The 18736-nt window shown below is 67.3% G+C and carries 12 protein-coding genes; 2 read left to right on the forward strand and 10 right to left on the reverse strand.

The genetic code is table 11. From position 1 onward, the window contains the following. Positions 1-18 precede the first annotated feature (18 nt). Genes ACPEH1_RS12135 through ACPEH1_RS12150 form a run of 4 tightly spaced genes read right to left on the reverse strand, consistent with a single transcriptional unit; the run spans position 19 to position 3144 of the window. Positions 19-552, reverse strand: a complete 534-nt coding sequence (locus ACPEH1_RS12135; RefSeq protein WP_037591971.1) for a pilus assembly protein PilP — start codon at positions 550-552, stop codon at positions 19-21. Continuing rightward, positions 549-1226 (reverse strand): type 4a pilus biogenesis protein PilO, encoded by a 678-nt coding sequence (locus ACPEH1_RS12140; protein ID WP_136002982.1) that lies wholly within the window; start codon positions 1224-1226, stop codon positions 549-551. Before ACPEH1_RS12140 ends, ACPEH1_RS12135 begins: the two co-directional genes overlap by 4 nt. After that, positions 1223-2086, reverse strand: a complete 864-nt coding sequence (locus ACPEH1_RS12145; protein WP_136002981.1) for a PilN domain-containing protein — start codon at positions 2084-2086, stop codon at positions 1223-1225. Before ACPEH1_RS12145 ends, ACPEH1_RS12140 begins: the two co-directional genes overlap by 4 nt. After that, positions 2086-3144 carry a pilus assembly protein PilM gene (locus tag ACPEH1_RS12150; protein WP_017356727.1) on the reverse strand — a complete coding sequence of 353 codons (1059 nt, stop codon included), beginning with the start codon at positions 3142-3144 and terminating at the stop codon, positions 2086-2088. Before ACPEH1_RS12150 ends, ACPEH1_RS12145 begins: the two co-directional genes overlap by 1 nt. Positions 3145-3367: 223 nt before the next feature. Here ACPEH1_RS12150 and ACPEH1_RS12155 point away from each other — a divergent pair, with 223 nt between their 5' ends. Continuing rightward, positions 3368-5788 (forward strand): penicillin-binding protein 1A, encoded by a 2421-nt coding sequence (locus ACPEH1_RS12155; protein ID WP_017356726.1) that lies wholly within the window; start codon positions 3368-3370, stop codon positions 5786-5788. A gap of 113 nt (positions 5789-5901) precedes the next feature. Beyond that, entirely contained in the window at positions 5902-6549 is a 648-nt protein-coding gene (locus tag ACPEH1_RS12160) for a hypothetical protein (RefSeq protein WP_017356725.1), read from the forward strand. Between the two features lie 106 nt (positions 6550-6655). Here the strand turns inward: ACPEH1_RS12160 and ACPEH1_RS12165 are convergent, their stop codons facing one another. The 6 genes from ACPEH1_RS12165 to ACPEH1_RS12190 all read right to left on the reverse strand — a co-directional run. Next, positions 6656-12319 carry an ESPR-type extended signal peptide-containing protein gene (locus tag ACPEH1_RS12165; RefSeq protein WP_423715839.1) on the reverse strand — a complete coding sequence of 1888 codons (5664 nt, stop codon included), beginning with the start codon at positions 12317-12319 and terminating at the stop codon, positions 6656-6658. Positions 12320-12376: 57 nt separating this feature from the next. Continuing rightward, entirely contained in the window at positions 12377-13084 is a 708-nt protein-coding gene (locus tag ACPEH1_RS12170) for a pilus assembly protein (RefSeq protein WP_312707628.1), read from the reverse strand. Between the two features lie 22 nt (positions 13085-13106). Beyond that, on the reverse strand, positions 13107-14237 hold the full coding sequence (locus ACPEH1_RS12175; protein ID WP_026070871.1) for a CfaE/CblD family pilus tip adhesin: 1131 nt from the start codon (positions 14235-14237) through the stop codon (positions 13107-13109). Continuing rightward, positions 14234-16984, reverse strand: a complete 2751-nt coding sequence (locus ACPEH1_RS12180) for a CS1-pili formation C-terminal domain-containing protein (RefSeq protein ID WP_017356721.1) — start codon at positions 16982-16984, stop codon at positions 14234-14236. Before ACPEH1_RS12180 ends, ACPEH1_RS12175 begins: the two co-directional genes overlap by 4 nt. Positions 16985-17037: 53 nt before the next feature. Then, a complete protein-coding gene (locus ACPEH1_RS12185) occupies positions 17038-17556 on the reverse strand; it encodes a CS1 type fimbrial major subunit (protein WP_017356720.1) in 519 nt (172 codons plus the stop codon). Between the two features lie 614 nt (positions 17557-18170). Further along, positions 18171-18736: citrate/2-methylcitrate synthase (locus ACPEH1_RS12190; RefSeq protein ID WP_423715840.1), on the reverse strand; the 566-nt coding region annotated here is incomplete at its 5' end.

The raw sequence follows: 18736 nt of genomic DNA on the forward strand, positions 1-18736 counted from the left end.
TGCTATCCCCGTAAGCAATCATTGATCTTCAAGTGCGAGCGTTGCCGGCCGTTCCAGCCAGCCGCCTGCACCATCGGGCACAAGTTCAATCAGTTCGATCCGGTCCTCGTAGACCCCGGTCACCCGTCCGTCGCTCTGCCCCAGATACACGCCCGGACGCACCCGATAGGTGACCTTGTCCGGGGCCATCACCAGCGCGACGAGCCCGCCATCGCGACCGATCGAACCGACCATGTCCAGGCTGTCCAGCGGGAACGCTTCCAGCGGCTCCTTGCGGCGGTTCGGATCCGGACGCAGGCCCGATCCGCCCTGTGGATTGGTCCAGGCATCGGTGAACGGATCGCGCATCCCCTGCGCGGAGTACTCGAACGTTTCAAACTGCTGCATCACCGGCAGCGGCTCCAGCGGCGGTGCCGGCCGGGCGCGTACATCGGCCACCCACTTTTCCAGGTTCGGCGCATCGCCCGGCGTGCTGGTCACGCCGCGTGCGCAGCCCCCCAGCAACACCGCCAGCAATACCACGCAGACCCGTGCGGTCGTCCCCAGGCTCATCGCTTGCCTCCGGCCTTGGCTGCCTTGTCTTTTTCGGTGGCGGCCTTTTCCTGGGCTTCCATCTCCACGTCATCCAGGTAACGGTAAGTCTTGACCGTACCGGACAGCTCCAGCGCACCGCTGCGGGCGGTGATGCCGGTCTTGGGGTCCTTGGGCTTCAGGTTGATGTCGTGCATGGTCAGGATGACCACGCGCGGCAACGAGGCCACGCCGCTGACGAAGGCGCCGAACTGGTGGTAGCTGCCCACCATGCGCAGTGCGATCGGCTTCTCGGCGTAGAACTCCTTGGGTGCCTCCGCTCCGGGCTGGAACAGCTCGTTGGACAGGCCGCTGGACAGCGCGGTCTGCGAGATGTCGATGATCAGGTCCGGCATCTCGGTCTTGCTCGGCAACTGGCGCAGCATCTGCTGCAGCACCTGCTCCATCTGGGTCAGCTGCTGCTTGAGCGGCTCCAGGTTCACCGCGCGGCCCTGCTCCTTCTCGAACTCGGCACGCAGCTCGGACTCGCGCTGCTCCAGCGTTCCCAGTTCCTCGCGCTTGCCGCTGATCAGGACGAACCACGCCATGATCACGATGAACAGCGCCAGCAGCGCGCAGAACACCACCTTGGCCTTCTGCGGCCAATTGCCGATGTTGTTGAAGTCCAGCTCTTTCAGATTGACTTTCTGGCTCATGCGGCCCCCTTCTGTGCCGGGGACGGCGCAGCCGGTTGTGCGTGTGGGGCGGGCGGCGCGATGCGGCTGCCGGACGGCTTGGCCGGGGTGGCGGCATCGGCCGGGGTCGATGCAGGCGCTGCCGGCGCGGCAGCAGGCGCGCCCGCCGGTGCAGCCGCCGGCGTGCCGGCAGCAGGCGTCGGTGCCGGCGACAGCGGCGCAACCGGCGGCGCGGCCGGATCGACCGCCGGGTCAGGGGCGCCCGGGACCGCAGGCACCGCCGCGTTCGGATCGGTCTGCGCCGGCAGCGTGACCTTGACCACGAACATGTAGGGCAATGCCTTGATGTCCGCAACCGGGCCGACGGACGGTGCGCCTTCCTTTTCCTTGTCCGGCGCCTTGGCCTCGATGATCGACAGCTCCGGATTGGTCATCCAGCCCGAGCTTTCCAGATTGCGCATGTAGGCGCTGACACGCGCATTGGACTGCGTGCGGCCTTCCAGGGTGAGGATGTCGCCTTCCTGCTTCAGCGCGGTGAGCACCACGCCGTCGGGGATGGTCCGGACCAGCGCATCGAACAGGTGCACCATCTGCGAGCGCTTGGCCTGCAGCTCCTCGATCACCTTCTTCCGCGCCAGCAGGCGGTCCTTCTGGCGATCCAGGCGCTCGATCTCCTTGTTCTGTTCCTTGACCTTCTCGATCTCGGCCTGCAGGAAGGTATTGCGATCCCCCTGCCCGCTGACCTGACGGTCGTAGTAGAACCAGATCAGCAACGACAGCAGCATGCCGCCAATGGCGGCAAAACCCAGCATGGTGTAGAAGTCGCGCTGGCGTTGCTTGCGCCGTTCGGCGCGCCAGGGCAATAGATTGATGCGTGCCATCAGTCGAAGCTCCTCAGGGCCAGACCCGTGGCGATCATCAGCGCCGGGGCATCCTGGGCAAGCGCGTGCGCCTGCACCTTCGGGCCCAGCGTCATCTGTGCCAGCGGGTTGGCCACGATGGTGGCCACGCCCAGCTGTTCTTCCACCATCTCCGGCAGACCAGCCAGCGCCGCGCATCCGCCGGCCAGCACGATGTGGTCGACGCGGTTGAACTCGCTGCCGGCATAGAAGAACTGCAGCAGGCGGCTGATCTGCTGGACCGTGGCTTCCTTGAACGGCTCCAGCACTTCCATCTCGTAGCTTTCCGGCAACCCGCCCTGACGCTTGGCCAGGCCGGCTTCCTCGTAGGTGAGGCCGTAGCGGCGCATCACTTCGTCGGTGAGCTGCTTGCCGCCGAACACCTGTTCGCGGCTGTACAGGCTGCGCCCGCCGCGCAGCACATTGAGCGTGGTCATGGTGGCACCGATGTCCACCAGCGCCACGACGCCGTCACTGGCCACCGGCAGTTCGCTGGCGACCAGGGCGAAGGCGTTCTCGACCGCGAAGGCCTCCACGTCCATCACCCGCGCGGTCAGCCCGCCCAGCTCCAGCGCCGACTGGCGCAGCTCGACGTTTTCCGACCGCGACGCCGCCAACAGCACCTGGACCATTTCCGGGTTGTTGGGAATCGGGCCCAGCACTTCGAAATCGAGATTCACTTCCTCGATCGGGTACGGGATGTAGTTGACCGCCTCGAGCTCGACCTGGGCTTCCATGTCGTTCTCATCCAGGTCGGCCGGCATCGGAATCAGCTTGGTGATCACCGCCGAGCCCGCCACGGCGGCGGCGGCATGCCGGGCCTTGGTCCCCGATCGGTTCACCGCGCGTCGAATGGCCTCCCCGACCGCTTCGACCTCGACGATGTTCTTTTCCACCACCGCATTCGGCGGAAGTGGTTCCACGGCGTAATGTTCCACGCGAAAACGATTGCCACTGCGTGAAAGCTGCAACAGCTTTACCGCAGTCGAACTGATGTCGACGCCAATAAGCGGCGACTGGCTCTTTGGGATAAGCCCCACGGTTTCTCCCCTGCCGACGGGCACTTGGACGCATAACCTGCGCCCGCGCATTAATAACGTTTTTTTTGCAAACCGCAACCGCCACGCTGTGAAACGAGCACTACGGCACGTTTCACGCATCCCCAGACGGTGAACGAATTGCGCTCCCCGGGAACAACCCCAGCCGTTCCCTTGCGTAATCTATACTCTGCGACCACGAAATTCGCAATCGGAATCTGTCCTGATGACACGCTTACGCCGTTGGCTGCGCTGGATGCTGGTGGCGTTCCTGGTTCTGGCATTGATTGGCGCGGCGGTTGCCGGCGGCCTCTACTACGCCGTGTCCTCCAAGCTCCCCGACGTGCAGACCCTGCGCGACATCGAGCTCCAGGAACCCATGTATGTGTATGCCAGCGATGGCAAACTGATGGCCGTGTTCGGCGAGACCCGCCGCCGCCCCGTCGAGATGAAGGACGTCCCGCTACGCTTGAAGCAGGCCTTCCTGGCCACCGAGGACGCCCGCTTCTACGAGCATGGCGGCGTGGACTACAAGGGCATCGCCCGCGCGGTGTGGCTGCTGGCCACCACCAACGACAAGCGCGTGCCCGGCGGGTCCACCATCACCCAGCAGGTCGCCCGCCAGTTCTTCCTCAGCTCGGAGTACAGCTACACCCGCAAGATCTCGGAGATCCTGCTGGCGCGCAAGATCGAGCAGGAGCTGAGCAAGGACGAGATCTTCGAGCTGTACCTGAACAAGAGTTTCTTCGGCAACCGCGCCTACGGCGTGGCCGCTGCGGCCGAGTTCTATTACGGCAAGACGCTGGCCGAACTGGACCTGGATGAAATGGCCTCGCTGGCCGGCATCCCCAAGTTCCCCTCCAGCGGCAATCCGCTGAGCAACCCCGAGCGCGCCCGTGAGCGTCGCGACTATTACGTGCTGCAGCGCATGGCCACGCTGGGCTTCATCACCCAGGCCGAGGCCGATGCCGCCAAGGCGGTGCCGATGCACGCCAGCGCGCACGAGCCGCCGGTGCAGGTCGAGGCCCCCTATGTCGCCGAACTGGTGCGCCAGGAAATGATCGCCCGCTTCGGCGGCGACGCGGTCAACAAGGGCTACCACGTCACCACCACGATCAATTCCGACCTGCAGACCGCCGCCAACATCTCGGTGCGCGATGGGCTGTTCGCCTACGACCACCGTCACGGCTGGCGTGCGCCGGAGAAGCATATCGAGCTCGGTGCCGGCGACGATGCCGCAGCCCTCGCCGAACACGTGCGCAGGATCCCGGTGCAGTCGGTCCTGCTGCCGGCCATCGTGGCCAGCACGGCCGCCGATGGCAGCGCTACGGTGGTGCTGGCCAACCGCCGCGAGATCGTGCTGCCGGCCTCGGCCGCCAAGTGGACCGGCAAAACGCCGGCCAAGCTGGTCCAGCGCGGCGACATCGTGCGCGTGCGGCCTGGGGCCAAGGACGGCGAGTGGCTGCTGGACCAGGTCCCCCGCGGCCAGTCCGCGCTGGTCTCGCTGGATGCCGAAAGCGGTGCGCTGAAGGCGCTGGTCGGCGGATTCAGCTTCTCCGGCAACAGCTTCAACCGCGCCACCCAGGCCCGTCGCCAGCCCGGGTCCAGCTTCAAGCCTTTCATCTATGCCGCCGCGTTCGACAAGGGCTTCAACCCGGCCTCGATCGTGCTCGACGCCCCGGTCGTGTTCCGTGACCGCCGCGGCAAGACCTGGTCGCCGCAGAACGACGGCGGCGGCTTCCGTGGCCCGATGCGCCTGCGCGAAGCGCTGGTGCAGTCGCGCAACCTGGTCTCGGTACGCCTGCTCGACGGCATGGGAGTGGATTACGCGCGCAAGTACATCAGCGAGTTCGGCTTTGCCGAAGCCGAGCTGCCGCCGAACCTGTCGATGTCGCTGGGTACCGCCTCGCTGACCCCGCTGTCGGTGGCCCGCGGCTATGCCGTGTTCGCCAACGGCGGCTCGCGCGTGGACACCTGGCTGATCGACCAGGTCACCGACCGCGACGGCAACGTGGTGTTCAAGGAAAACCCCGCCCTGGCCTGCCGCGACTGCGCCGGCACCAGCGGCGGTGCGCCGGCCAGCCAGATCGTGGACGGCTTCAACTTCGGCGCCGCGCCGGCCCCGAACGCCGCCCCGGCCAAGCCGCAGCAGGCCGTGGCCGAGGCACCGCGCCCGGCCAACCCGGATGCCAAGGTTGCCCCGCGCGCCATCGATGCGCGGACCGCTTACCAGCTGGTCTCGATGATGCGTGACGTGGTCCAGCGCGGCACCGGCACGGCGGCCAAGGTACTGGGCCGGGAGGATGTCGGTGGCAAGACCGGATCCACCAATGATCACCGCGATGCGTGGTTCTCCGGTTTCGGCGGCCCGTATGCGACCACCGTGTGGGTGGGCCGCGATGACTTCCGCTCGCTGGGCTACCGCGAGTACGGTGGCCGCGCCGCCCTGCCGATCTGGATCGAGTACATGCGCGCCGCGCTGAAGGACACCCCGATCGCACAGAACGAGCCGCCGTCCGGCATGGTCCAGGCCACGCTCAACGGCGCCACCGAGTGGGTCAAGGTCGAGGACATGGACAAGATCGAGGAATACAGCTTCGACACCCATGCACCGCAGGCCGACGACGCCGCGTTCGACATCTTCTGATCCACCGCGATGCCCGGGGCCGCAGCAGGCCCCGGGAGTCCCTGTTGCCGCTGCCTACCCCGTTGTCACATCGCGGGTGTACAGTCGCGTGCAGGTCGCCCAGGAGCACGGTCATGCATCGAGCCCGTCAGCATGCAGCCACCCAGACCCGCGAGCGCCGCCACCGGCTTGCCCATGAAGCCGCCCGCCTGATGGCCGAGGGCGGCATCCGCGACTACCATCAGGCCAAGCTCAAGGCCGCCGCACGGCTGGACATCCACGACGACGCGTCGTTGCCACGCAACGCCGAGATCGAGGATGCGCTGCGCCAATACCAGCGCCTGTTCGCCGGGGCCGACCACGGCACCCAGCTGCGCCAGCGCCGCGAAGCCGCGTTGCGCGCGATGGACTTCCTGCACGCGTTCGCGCCGCGTCTGTGCGGCCCGGTGTTGGATGGCACCGCCGACACCAACAGCCCCGTGCAGGTGCAGGTCCACAGCGACGATGCCGACGCGGTGCAACGCTTTCTGGAGGAACACGGCATCCCGGCCGAATCGCGCATGCGACGGCTGCGGCTGGACCGCGAGCGCAGCCTCGACGTGCCGGTGTGGGTGTTCAGCGCCGAAGACCTGACCTTCGACATCGCGGTGCTGCCCTACGACGCGCTGCGGCAGCCGCCGCTGTCGGCCATCGACGAGAAGCCGATGCGGCGCGCCTCGCAGGCCCAACTGCGCGATCTGCTCAGCCAGGACGAGATCGACAGTTACCTCGGCGGCGCCTGAGCGCCCGCCGAGACCGGTGACGCGCAAACGAAAACGCCCCGTGCGGCGAACCGCACGGGGCGTTGATCAACCGGGCGGCCGGACAGCGCCGCCCCTGCTGCAGGACTTACCAACCCACGCCGAAGCCCACGCCAAGTGTGCGTTCACCGCTGTTGGTGAACGCACCGTTGAGGCTGAAGGTGGCCGAGCCGCGCTCGTTGAGCACGCGCTGGTAACCCACTGCCAGCGCCGACTCGCCTTCGGCATGGCCCACACCTGCACCCAGGCGGTTGTAGGTCTGCAGGCCGGCGGTGTTCATCGCCATCGCCGCCTGCGCGCTGCCCATCGCGGCCATCCGGTTCAGGCGCTTGTCCATGCGGTCCAGCTTGCGATCCACGCCGGCCATCGCCTGATCGGTATACGCGTTGGCCTGGTTGACTGCCTCATCCACCGCACGCGAGTCCACCGCCGGCAGCGGATCATCGGCCTTCGGGCCCGGCTTGGGCACGTCGGCCGAGGCCACGGCCGGCGCATCCTTGGCCGGCGTCTGCGGTACCTGCGGATCGGCCGGTGCCTCGCCCGTCGCCGTGTCGTCCACCGATGCCTGCCGGTTGTCGGCCGCCGTCGGACCGTCGATCTGCGACTGCAGGCCGTCGATGCGGCCGTTGATCTGCTCCTGCACCGCATGCAGCTGCCCGCCGTTGACCGCATCACGGCTGCCCGGCGCGATCATGCCGTTGGCCACGTTGCCCAGCACCCTGCCGTGTTCCCCGGCCAGCCGCAGCTGGCCGCTTCCGTCACTGCGGAGGCCGCCGTCGTCGAACAGGCTCTCGAAGCGCGCATCGATGCTGGCCAGATCCCGGCGCGTGTCGACCACCGCGCCGTCGAGCGACTTCAGCGCATCGCCGACCGTGGCCTGCCGCTGGCCCTGCACGTGGAACTCCGGCGCGATGATGTTCCCCTCGGCATCCATGCGCATGTCGCCGTCGAAGGCCGCGAAGGCGCTGCGGAGCTGGGAGACGGTGGTGAGGTCGCTGGCATCGCGGCCGTTGGCGGCATTGGTTACGCGACGCTTGAGGTTGACATGGCCAAGTGAGACTTCGTACGCGCCGCTGGCAAGCGAACCATGTCCAAGTGCGACGCTGTTTTCGGCGTCCGGCAGAACCTGGCTGGCGCCGCCGAGCGCGACACCATTGCGAACATGTACTTGCGAACGCGCGCCTAGTGCAAATCCGTCCTCAGCCCCCACGTGCACCAACGCAGCGCGGCCCAACGAGACAGAGTTCTTTCCCCTCGCTTGCGCATAACTACCAATCGCAGTTGCCCCCTCCGCCAACGCCTTGGTGTCACTACCCAACGCAGTTCCCAGGAGCGCCGCTTCCGCTGGTTTGCTCAGCTCGTCATAGCCCACGACGGCATACAGGTGCTTCTCCTCCAGGCCAGCGATCCGCTGGTTGCTGGCATGAAGCTGCCCGCCCGTGACCACCTCCCGGCTGCCGGCGTGGCTGATATCACCCTCGCCGACGTTGATGAGGCGCGCACCACCGAAATCGACGGCGGAACGGTCGGCGCCGAAGCGCACGGCACTGGCATCCGCCATCGCCCGCGCCTGATCCAGCGTATCGAGGCGCGCGTCCATCGCATCCAGTCCGCCACGATTGCTGTCCACGCCCGCATCCAGCGCGGCCAGTGCATCGGCTACCGTGCGGTGTACAGCGCCCTGCACGCCATAGGAGGGAGCAATCACGCCACCATCCGTGGCAAAGCCCGCGCCGCCGCCGAGAGCGTTCACCACCCCGGAAAGCTGGTCGACGGTGGTGAGGTCATAAGCGTGGATACCGTTCATCGCATTGGTGACTCGCCTCCTGAGACCTTGACCGCCTAGCGATACCTCACCCGCCTCAGTAGCGACAGATCCGTAGCCTAGTGCGACACTGTTGGTTGCTCCTTCCCAAACCTGGGTAGAGCCACCGATCGCCAACCCGTTTTCGGCACTGACACGTGAACGTGCGCCCAGTGCGAATCCATCATCGGCACCCGCCAATACCTGAGCCGCACGTCCCAGCGCAACTGAATTGGTTGCTTGCGCATCGGCGAAGCTGCCAATTGCGGTAGATCCGGAGCCGAGAGCCTTTGTATCACTGCCCATCGAGGTAGCCAGATGGCCGGCGCGCGCCGCGAGGCTCTCTCCATCGGCACCAACGACCGCATACTTCTGCGCGTCCTCCAGCACCGATACCCGCTCATTCGTCACGAACAGCTGCCCGCCCGTGACCGCCTCCCGGCTGCCTGCCGCGATCTCGCCATCAGCCAGAGCGACAAGACGCGCAGCCTTCAGGTCCACCGTGCCGTCCTCGCCGAACTGCACGACGCTGCCCAGGTCAGGCGTGTAGTTGTCGAAGTCAACGCGCAACGCGTCCAGGTCTTCCCGGGCGGATGCGATCTGTGCGCCCTGCTCGGTCACCTTCGTGTTGGTGGCGAACAGCTGCGCACCATTGACCGCCTCGCGGCTGTCGGCACTGAGTTGCCCCTCGCCCACGGCGAGCAGGCGGCCACCCTCCAGATCGACATTGCCGTCGGCATTGAAGCGCACCACATCGGACAGGTCCGGATCGAAGTCCTGGAAGTCCTCGCGCAGGCGGTCGATGTCCGTGCGGTTGCGTGCGATCTGCGCGTTGCTGTCGAACAGCTGACGGCCGCTGACCGCATCGTCGCTGGTGGCCGACAGTTGACCGGCGGCAACGCCCTGCACACGACGTGCCTGGTTGCCCTGGTTGCGTACATCCAGCACGCCGCCACTGTTGGCGGCACCCAGGCGCACGTCGCCGCTGGACGAGGCCTGGCTGAGCAGGCCACCGAGCACAGTGGCCTTGGTCTGTGCTTCATTGGCCTTGGTCTGTGCTTCATTGGCCGTGGTCTGCGCGCTGTTGGCGACGGTGTGCGCGGTATTGGCCAGCGTGGTTGCCGCCGTGACATTCTGGTTGGTGGTGTTGAGCTGACGCCCGCTTACCGCGTCGGCACTGCTGGTACTCACCACACCATCGGCCACACCACTGATGCGCCGGTTGGCGTTGGCCTGGTTGCGCACGTCCAGCGTGGTGCCGGTGTTCTGCGCGCCCAGGCGTACATTGCCGTTGGCCGCAGCCTGGCCGACCAGCCCACCGAGCGTGGCGGCCGTGGCCGTCACTGTGGCGACATTCTGGTTGGTGGCATGCAGCTGCCGGCCGCTGACGGCATCGGTGCTGCCGGTGCCGAGTGCCGCATCGGCCACGCCGGTCACCCGCCGACTGGCGTTGGATTGGTTGCGCATGTCCACCGCACCGCCGGTGTTGCTGGCACCCACGCGGACATCGCCATTGCCGGCGCTCTGGCTGAGCAGCCCCCCCAGCGCGTTGGCCTTGGTCTGTGCGTCGTTGGCGATGCTGTGCGCAGTGTTGGCCAGGGTCGTCACCGCGCTCACACTCTGATTAGTGGCATGCAGCTGCCGGCCGGTGACCGCTTCGCTGCTGGTGGTGCTCAAGGTACCGTCGCCCACGTTGACGATGCGGCGCTGGAGCGACGCGTTGCCGACCGACACCTGATTCGCGTCCTGGGTGGTTGAACCGTTGCCGAGCGCCACCGACCCTTCATGATTGGCGGCAGCGCGGTCGCCGATCGCGGTTGCGCTTCTGGCCGATGCGGTCGAGAGATTGCCAACGGCCGTTGTCAATTGCGCGCTGGCGACGCTCCCCCGCCCGAGTGCCGTCGATTGGGCTGCCGTTGCCTGTGCACCAAAGCCCAGTGCCGACGCGTGGGTGCTTTCCGCCACGGCGTCATTGCCGATCGCGATCGCGCGGTCGCCGACCGCTGCGGCGCGCAGACCGCTGGCGACGGCGCCGTTGCCACTGCGCGCCTTCGAGCCGATGGCCACGCCACCATTGAAGGTGGACACGCGTGCGCCGTTGGCGTCGACCCCGGCACGTGCATCGTCACCCAGTGCCACGCTGCCGGTGTTGAAGCTCTGCGCGCCGTTGCCGACAGCGAGGTTGCCGACGCCGCCTTCGGATCGCGCCTGCCTGCCCAGCGCCACGGCCCCATCGCCACTGGCAGCCGCATCGATGCCGAGCTTGAGGGTCGCCGCTGCCAGGCTGACCGCGAGCGCATCGGCCTGGGTCTTGGCAGCGTTGGCCGTGGTGGCAACACCGGCCACACTCTGGTTAGTGGCGTGCAGCTGCCTGCCCGTTACCGCTTCGGTACTGCTGGTGCTCAGAGCGCCATCGGCCACGCCGGTGATGCGGCGGTTGGCATTGGACTGGTTGCGCACATCGAGTGCGCTGCCGGTGTTGTTGCCGCCGAGGCGGACGTTGCCGTTGGCAGCGGTCTGGCTGATCAGGCCGCTGGCCGCATTGGCCTTGGCCAGTGCGTCGTTGGCGGTGGTACGCGCGCTGTTGGCGGTGTTGGTGGCCGTGGTGACGTTCTGGTTGGTGGCGTGCAGCTGCCTGCCCGTTACCGCTTCGGTACTGCCGGTGCTCAAGGCGCCATCGGCTACGCCGGTGATGCGCCGGTTGGCATTGGACTGGTTGCGCACGTCCAGCGCGGTGCCGGTGTTGCTGCCACCGAGGCGGAGGTTGCCGTTGGCGGCGGTCTGGCTGATCAGGCCGCTGGCCGCATTGGCCTTGGCCAGTGCATCGTTGGCGGTGGTACGCGCGCTGTTGGCGGTGTTGGTCGCCGTGGTGACGTTCTGGTTGGTGGCGTGCAGCTGCTTGCCCGTCACCGCGTCGGTACTGGTGGTGCCCAATGTGGCATCGGCCACGTTGACGATCTTTCGCTGGGTGGTGGCATCGCCCACCGAGATCTGGTGATTTGCGGTGGTGACCGATCCCGCACCCAACGCCACCGAATTGCTGTGACTGGCATTGGCGTTGGCGCCCAGCGCCACTGCCTTGCCGCGCCCATCGGTCACCGCGTTCTGGCCGATCGCGATGCCTGCATCGTAGCCGCCGGAGCGCGCACCGCTGCCGATCACGATGGCGTGGTGTGCGTTGGCGTTGGCGTTGGCGAGCTTGCTGCCGTCGCCGATGACGATGGACCCCTGCGCCTGTGCCTGTGCGTTGTTGCCCAGTGCCAGAGCCCGGACACCACTGGCCTGCGCGCCTGAGCCCACGGCGATCGCATGGGTACCGCCGGCCTGGGCACTCGCACCCACTGCCATGCCGTTGCTGCCATCCACACGTGCATTGGCACCAATAGCCACGGCGGTATTACCGGTCGTGGCAATGTAGCTGTTGTGACCGATCACCACCGCGCCGGACCCACCCAGGGCGTCGGAGCGTGCGTTCTTGCCGAGCGCCGTACCACCTGCCGCAATGCTGGTGGAAGCGCCGATGCCCAGCGCGACGCCTCCTGCATAGGCCTTGGCATTGTTGCCGATACCGATGCCGTCGAACGCCGTGACCGAACCCACGCCGATGGCCACGCCCTTGGTGCTGTTGCTGGTGGAACCGCCGCCGATGAGCACGTTCTGGTAGCTGGTGAGACCCGCGCCGCGCATGCTGGCATCAGGTGCGCTGAAGGCCCGCATCAACGCCTCGGGGTGATTCCAGACCGCTTCGCCCTCGACGGTGGATTCGGGTCCGGCCGGTGGATCAACCTGCGTGTCGTTGGCCAGCGCCGGACCGGCCAGCAGCACGCACAGTGCGGCCGCCAGTGGTCGGGCCGCCGAGGACGGCTTGCCGCGCGAGCGGGTGTGCTCGCTGGCCACCGCCCAGCATCGCAGCGTTGTGTTCCAGATCAAACGGTAGATACGGTTCATCAAAGACTCCGTGGTTGGAAAACGGGATGCAGGCGGCGCGGCGCGATGCCGCGGCGCTCAGGGCAACAGGGTCTGGTGGTGGTCGCGGTAGCCGGCATGGCTGAGCCGGTAGTCGATCTCCACGCGCCCACCGGGGCGCGGCACGAACGGCAGGGTCATTGCCGCGCCCGGGTAGAGGCTGCGTTTGAACTCGTGGGACGTGCAGACGCCGCTGGCATCGCAGTCCTGGACATGATTGACGCCCAGTCGCAACGTGCCGCGGTTGACCAGGCGGTCGCCTTCCAGCTGCATCTCCACGCGCCCATCTGCAGGCAGCACGTTGACCAGCACTCCCCAGACCAGGCTCACACCCAAGGTGGCGCCAGTGCCCTGGACCTGCACTGCCGGCTCGCTGTCGTCGGGACCGCGCACGCCTTCGAAATACACCCGGAACGCGGTTTCCTCCTGGACCGGCTGCAGCGGAATGATCCGCACCAGGCGGTTGCCGCCGCCGGCGAGGCCGAACTTGCCCGGGGTGACCGCCATCACCGTGGCGCTGCCGATGGCTTCGTCGACTTCCTGCTCGTCTTCGGTCGCCGGATGCAGGATGCGTTTCACCGTGGCCTGCACGTACTGCGGCTGCGGCGATTGCGAATGCACGCGCACGGTGGCGGTCTTGCCGGCTTCGGCATGCACGCGCATGGGATGGACGTTGAGATTGGCCAGCACCGGTGCCGCTGGCAGGAGGGCCAGCAGCAGCGCGCCGGCCAGGGGAATCTTGCTCATGGGATCGGGTTCCAGGGGAAGGTCAGAGGCGGTCGGTCGGCAGGCGCATTTCGAGCTTGAGACGGCCGTCGTAGTAGCCCTCGCGTTTCTCGGACGCCGGCACACGGGGGGTTTCCAGGGTCAGCGGCGTGGGCACGCAGTACACCCACTGGTTCATGTCGGGCAGCATCACCAGCCGCAGCTCGGCGGTATCGATGCCGCGCAGCAGCACTTCCTCGTTGTTGCGCAGGGCGATCTTCTGGCCGCTGTGGTCCAGGGTGAGCTGGTAGTCCAAGCGGTCCTGCGCCTCGCGCCCACCGTCGCGGTGCCAGACCGAGTACTGCGATGCCGGCCGCCCGGGCGCGGAGGGCCCCATGTCGCGCGCGGTGATGGCCAGATACTCGCTCTGCGAGCCCATGCCGTCGTACAGGCACATGTCCAGCACGGCGGTACCACCGATCGTGCCGGGTGAGGGAATCGGCCGGTAGTCCAGCTGCAGGCCCACCAGCGGCTCGGCCATGCCGAACTCGGGCAGGTAGATCATGGTGCGGTCGCGATCGGTGATGGTCAGATCGAACCGGAACACATGGGTGGCGATGATCGGGCCGTCAGGATCGACGCGCAGGTTGAGGCGGAGTTCTGCAGTCCAGCGGCCGGCAACGAGGTTCCCGACGTCTTCACTCTGAATGATGAGCCGCGCAGCTGTACCACCTGGAGGTATCTGGCAATCGCGAGTCGTGGAACTCCAGAGCGGATATCTGTTCTTATCCCAGAAATCATCGCTGCAAGTGCGCTGCCACTCGGCCCGCTCTACCCACCCTACAACGTCGATGCCGATGTCCTGACCGCTTCTCAGTTCGCGAAACTGAAGTGGGAAGGATGCGTGGGACACAGGCCCCTCCTGCGTATCACGCGTCGGACAACGCCCATACGCAGGGTCTTCATCACACGTCAGATGGATCCTCCCGTACCCCAGCTCCACCTCCCCATACCCGAGCACGGTCCTTGGCGCCCACAGCTCCAGCGCTTCGGGCGCGGAACGGTCGAAGGTGCGGACGATGTCCGTGGTGATCACGCCGGTTGCCGGGGTCGTCGCCGGTGGGCGCTGTGCCAGTGCCTGTGCACTGCCGAGCAGGCAGACCCCCGCCAGTACCAGCCGCCATGCGGTCCTCATCGCGCACCTCCACGCATCACGTTGCGTTCGTTGCGCCCCGCCACCGGGGCCAGTTCGTTCAACAGCCGCTGCACGCGGGCCTGGTAGCGGATCGGGGCCGGCAGGCGGTCCAGCGCCAGCGGTTCGCACCGCACCTGGCCGACCAGCAGCACCACGCTGCGGCGCTCACGCACGGTCAGCGGGCACTGCAGCAGGTCGCCCGCGCGCAGCAGGTAGAGCATCGGCTCGCGCTGCGGGAACTCGGCGATGAAGCCGCCATCGCGGCCCAGCGATGGCACCGGCGCATTGAGGATGCGGGCGCCTTCGAGCGGGGTACCGGCGATGTCGCGCGCGTTGCCGATGAAGGTGTAGGTCACGTCCAGCGTGATCGGCAGCGCGATCACCTTGCCGGGCAGCAGGAAGGCATGCTGGGCCGCACCCAGGCGCGCGACGCGCACCGCGGCGTCGCTGTCGTGCGCGCTGGCGTCCTGCACGTCCACGCGATGGCGCTGGTAGCCGCCCAGCGGCAGCAGGCGCCGCTCGCCGAAGTGCAGGATCCGGCGGCGGTTGCTCCCGGCGCGGATGTCCGCCGCGGCCCCGTCCAGTTCCAGATCGCGGGCGTCGTCCACGCTGACCACCACACCGGCATCGGCGCCGTGCGCGCCGCCCCAGTGCAGCCCTCCTGCGGACAGCGACAACCCCGAGGTGTGGCTGCCGCTGTAGGAAACCTCACCACCGCCGTCGTGCCGGTAGTACGACAGGGCCACGCCGCTCTGGCCGATCCGGTTGTCGATGCGGGCGCTGGCCAGCGCGCTGTAGCGGTCGTCGTTGTACGCGCCCAGCTCGGCGCCCAGGTCGCGTGCGTCGCCATCATGCTCCTGGCGCAGCGAGTGCGACAGCCCCAGGCGGGTATCGGGGCGGCGGTGCTGCGGCTGACGCATGTCCAGCGCTACACGCTGCTGCACGCTGCCGTGCTCGACGCGCCGCAGCCGCGATACCGCAATGTTGAGAGAGACACCGCGATCACGGACATGCGCCTGGCCGGTGCCGCTGTCGGTGTTCTGCTGCCACACGCCCAGCCGGCTGCCGATGCTCACGCCACGCCATTGCCGGGTGAAGCTGTAACTTGCCTGCAGGCTGCGCGCGGTCTGCGCCGGGCGCAACGTCGGCACATGCGATGGCGGCAGGCCCGGTGGCAGGCCAGTCCAGGCGCCGTCGTCATCGCCAGGCAGGCGCCATTCCGGGGTGAAGCTGCGCCGGCGCGTGTATCCCAGGTACAGGCTGCCGCCGAACAGCGGCGCCGACACCGAGGCGCTGAGCGCATCCACGCAGCCGAAGCGGTCGTGCCGGACCGGCGTGCCGGCCTGGCACGCGCCGCCACGCAGACGTTGCCGATAGACGTTCCAGGACGCGTAGTGGCGGTAGCTCAGCTGCTGTTGCAGACCGTGGCTGCCATCGCCGCCGCTCAGCACGCCGACCATTGCCTGCAGGTCATGACCGCCAACCTGCTGCCGGCCTTCCAGCCGCAGCTCGCCGTAGCCGGTGTCGGCGACCCGGGCCACGCCTGCCGTCAAGCCGTAATTGCGGGCAAACGGCACGCGCAACCCTGCCTGCACCGCGGTGCCGGAGACGTCACGGCTATCGCCGGTACGTGCGCCGTAGGCGCGGCGGCGACCGCCCTGCACGAACCACTGCAGGCTGCGGTCGGACCAGTCGCCACCGCGGCTGAAGGGGGCCTCCTCGCTGCGCACGAAGCGGCCATCCTCGTAGATGCGCAGGGTGACGGCGTAGCTGCCGAGCGGAAAGCGGCGGGTATCCAGCTCGTTGACGCCGGCCTGCAGATAGAAGGTCTGCAGCAGGCGCTCGCCGTCGAAGGCATCCACGCGCGCGTCGCGCCCCAGCAGCACGGTCAGCGGGGTGGAGGCGATGCTCGCCTCCGTATCGACGTAGGCCTGGGTGGTGCCCAGGCGCAGGCCCTCGAAGCGGTCCAGCGGCAGCATGCCGAAGCTGAAGGTGCCCCCCTGCTGGCTGGACAGGTTGCGCCGGTCCATACGGCCCAGCTGCAGGTAATGTCGCTGGGCGAAATCGTGGCGGTAGTAGAGATCGTCCAGCTGGAATCGATCGTGCGCGCGGTAGCCCTGCCGCGCCTGCCGGCTGTAGTTCCAGCCGCTGGCAACGTGGCCGTTGCGCAGCACGCCGAGCACGCTGCTGCCCTGCACGCTCAGCGCCTGGTAGCCGTCCCCACCGCTGACGTTGACGGTCTGCTGCTGCAGCAGCGCGTTCTGCGCCTGCTCGGATACCTGGTGGAAGGGGGAGCGCTCGGCGCTCTGCCGCGGCAGCCATTGGCGCGCCGGAAACAGCAGCAGTACGCCTTCGCTTTCATCGAAAATGGCATGCACCTGCGTGGGATCGTCGGGACTGTCGATCCAGCCGCACCCCGGATTGGGCTGGCCATAGGGACAGGCCAGATGACTGTTGCGCGGCAGTGGCGCGGCCAGTGCCGCCTGCAGCGCGTCGCGCGCATCGGCGGCCAGCCCCAGTGCATCCAGAATCCGCGCAGGCTGGTCCAGCTGCACCGTGTCCAGCGTGACCCACGCCGACCAGAGACCGGCGGAGTGCCCGAACAGGCGTACATCGACCCGTTCGGACTGCCCGCTGGCGAGATCTTCGAATCCGGCCGGCACCGGCCGTGCGTGAACGACCGGAACAGCCAATGTCAGGGCGAGCGCCATCGCCAGCCGGGTGAGGGCAGGTGCAGGTATCAACATAGGGGAGACAACCGATAGCCGGCCGGCCCGCGAACGGGCCGGCACGGTGGGGATTACGGCGCGGCGGTGTTCTGCGCGACGACCAGCGCGACGGTGCCGCTGTACAGGCCCGCGAAGTTGATTTCGCCGGACACGGTCTGCTGCACACGCAGCGGCATGGCGATCGAGGCCCCCGGGATCGCGCTGTCGAACAGATCATCCGCAGCGAAGTCGATCGCGGTGGTGTCCAGCTCGCGGCCGTTGAGGCTGACGGTCAGCGGCACGTTGATGGCACCCGGTGCAGCCAGGTCCGGACGCAGCACGGCCTCGGCGGCGAGGCGCACGCTGACGTCCTTCTCGATGTCATTGGTGAAGATGCGCACGTCTTCGCTCCACGACGACAGGCCCGCACCACCGGCACGGTAGACCAGCTGCACCGCGTCGGGCAGCGCGGTGCCATCGGCCTTGAGCAGGGACAGCGTCGGATCGACGTTCGCCCACACGGTGATGTTGGCTTCCACTGCAGCGTTTGCCGACAGCGAAGCGCCGACGAGTGCCACGGCCAGCGCGGCCTTCTTGAAGATATGCGACATGGTTTCTCTCTCTGATGGTTTAAGGAGCCTCCGTAGTGGAAGCACTGCGGTACGAACGGGGCGTACCAGCAGCGCGGTCACGTTAGTCAATGAAATGTGATTTGGACATGCAACGATTCTTAAAACGAATGGATAATCCGTGCATCTGCGACAGCGCGCACGCGACGCGCGAATCACGCCAATTCCTACGCGGGGTTTTCACCACAGCGTCGTCATGCACGACTATCATTCCTACGCAAAAAAGCCTGTTTTTCCAGACTGTCGAACACGACATCGCGCAGGCGCGATTGCCCCACCTGCGCAGGCGGAATCCGCCATGACCTGGGCGTTCGATGTTCTCTGCCATGACGCACGGCGATAATGTCGGGACGCATGCGACCCTTGGCGACGCGAATGCACGTCGACACCCGACATCAACGGGACGGAGCGGTGAAACGCCAGGGGTCTCGACACGTAAATCGCGATGCCCGTGTGGATGGAAACGAAGGCGGAGGTGACGGCCGCAGGCCGACGCGCGGAGCATGCGTCGGCACGGGCATCGCAGCCCAGCGCGTGACGCGCAAAAAAAAACGCCTCCTTGCGGAGGCGTTTTCTGCGTTGCAACGTCGGGGCGATCAGCCCTGGTAGTCGCGCACGTCGTGGCCGGTGTAGACCTGGCGCGGACGGCCGATCTTCATTTCCGGATCGACCTGCTGCTCCAGCCAATGTGCAACCCAGCCGGACGTGCGGCCGAGGGCGAACATGACGGTGAACATTTCGGTCGGGATCTGCAGCGCCTTGTAGATGATGCCGCTGTAGAAGTCGACGTTCGGGTACAGCTTGCGGGCGACGAAGTAGTCGTCCTGCAGCGCGGCCTGCTCCAGCTTGACGGCCACGTCGAGCAGCGGGTCCTGCACGCCAAGCTGCTTGAGCACCTTGCCGGTCATTTCACCGATGACCTTGGCGCGCGGGTCGAAGTTCTTGTACACGCGGTGGCCGAAGCCCATCAGGCGGAAGCCGGAGGTCTTGTCCTTGGCCTTGAGCACAGCGCTTTCGACGTTGTCGGCCGAGCCGATCTCTTCCAGCATCTTCAGCACGGCTTCGTTGGCACCGCCGTGGGCCGGACCCCACAGCGCGGTGACGCCGGCAGCTACCGAAGCGTACGGGTTGGCACCGGTCGAACCGACCAGGCGCACGGTCG

Source organism: Stenotrophomonas sp. NPDC077421, assembly GCF_049545505.1.
Lineage (GTDB): Bacteria > Pseudomonadota > Gammaproteobacteria > Xanthomonadales > Xanthomonadaceae > Stenotrophomonas > Stenotrophomonas nematodicola.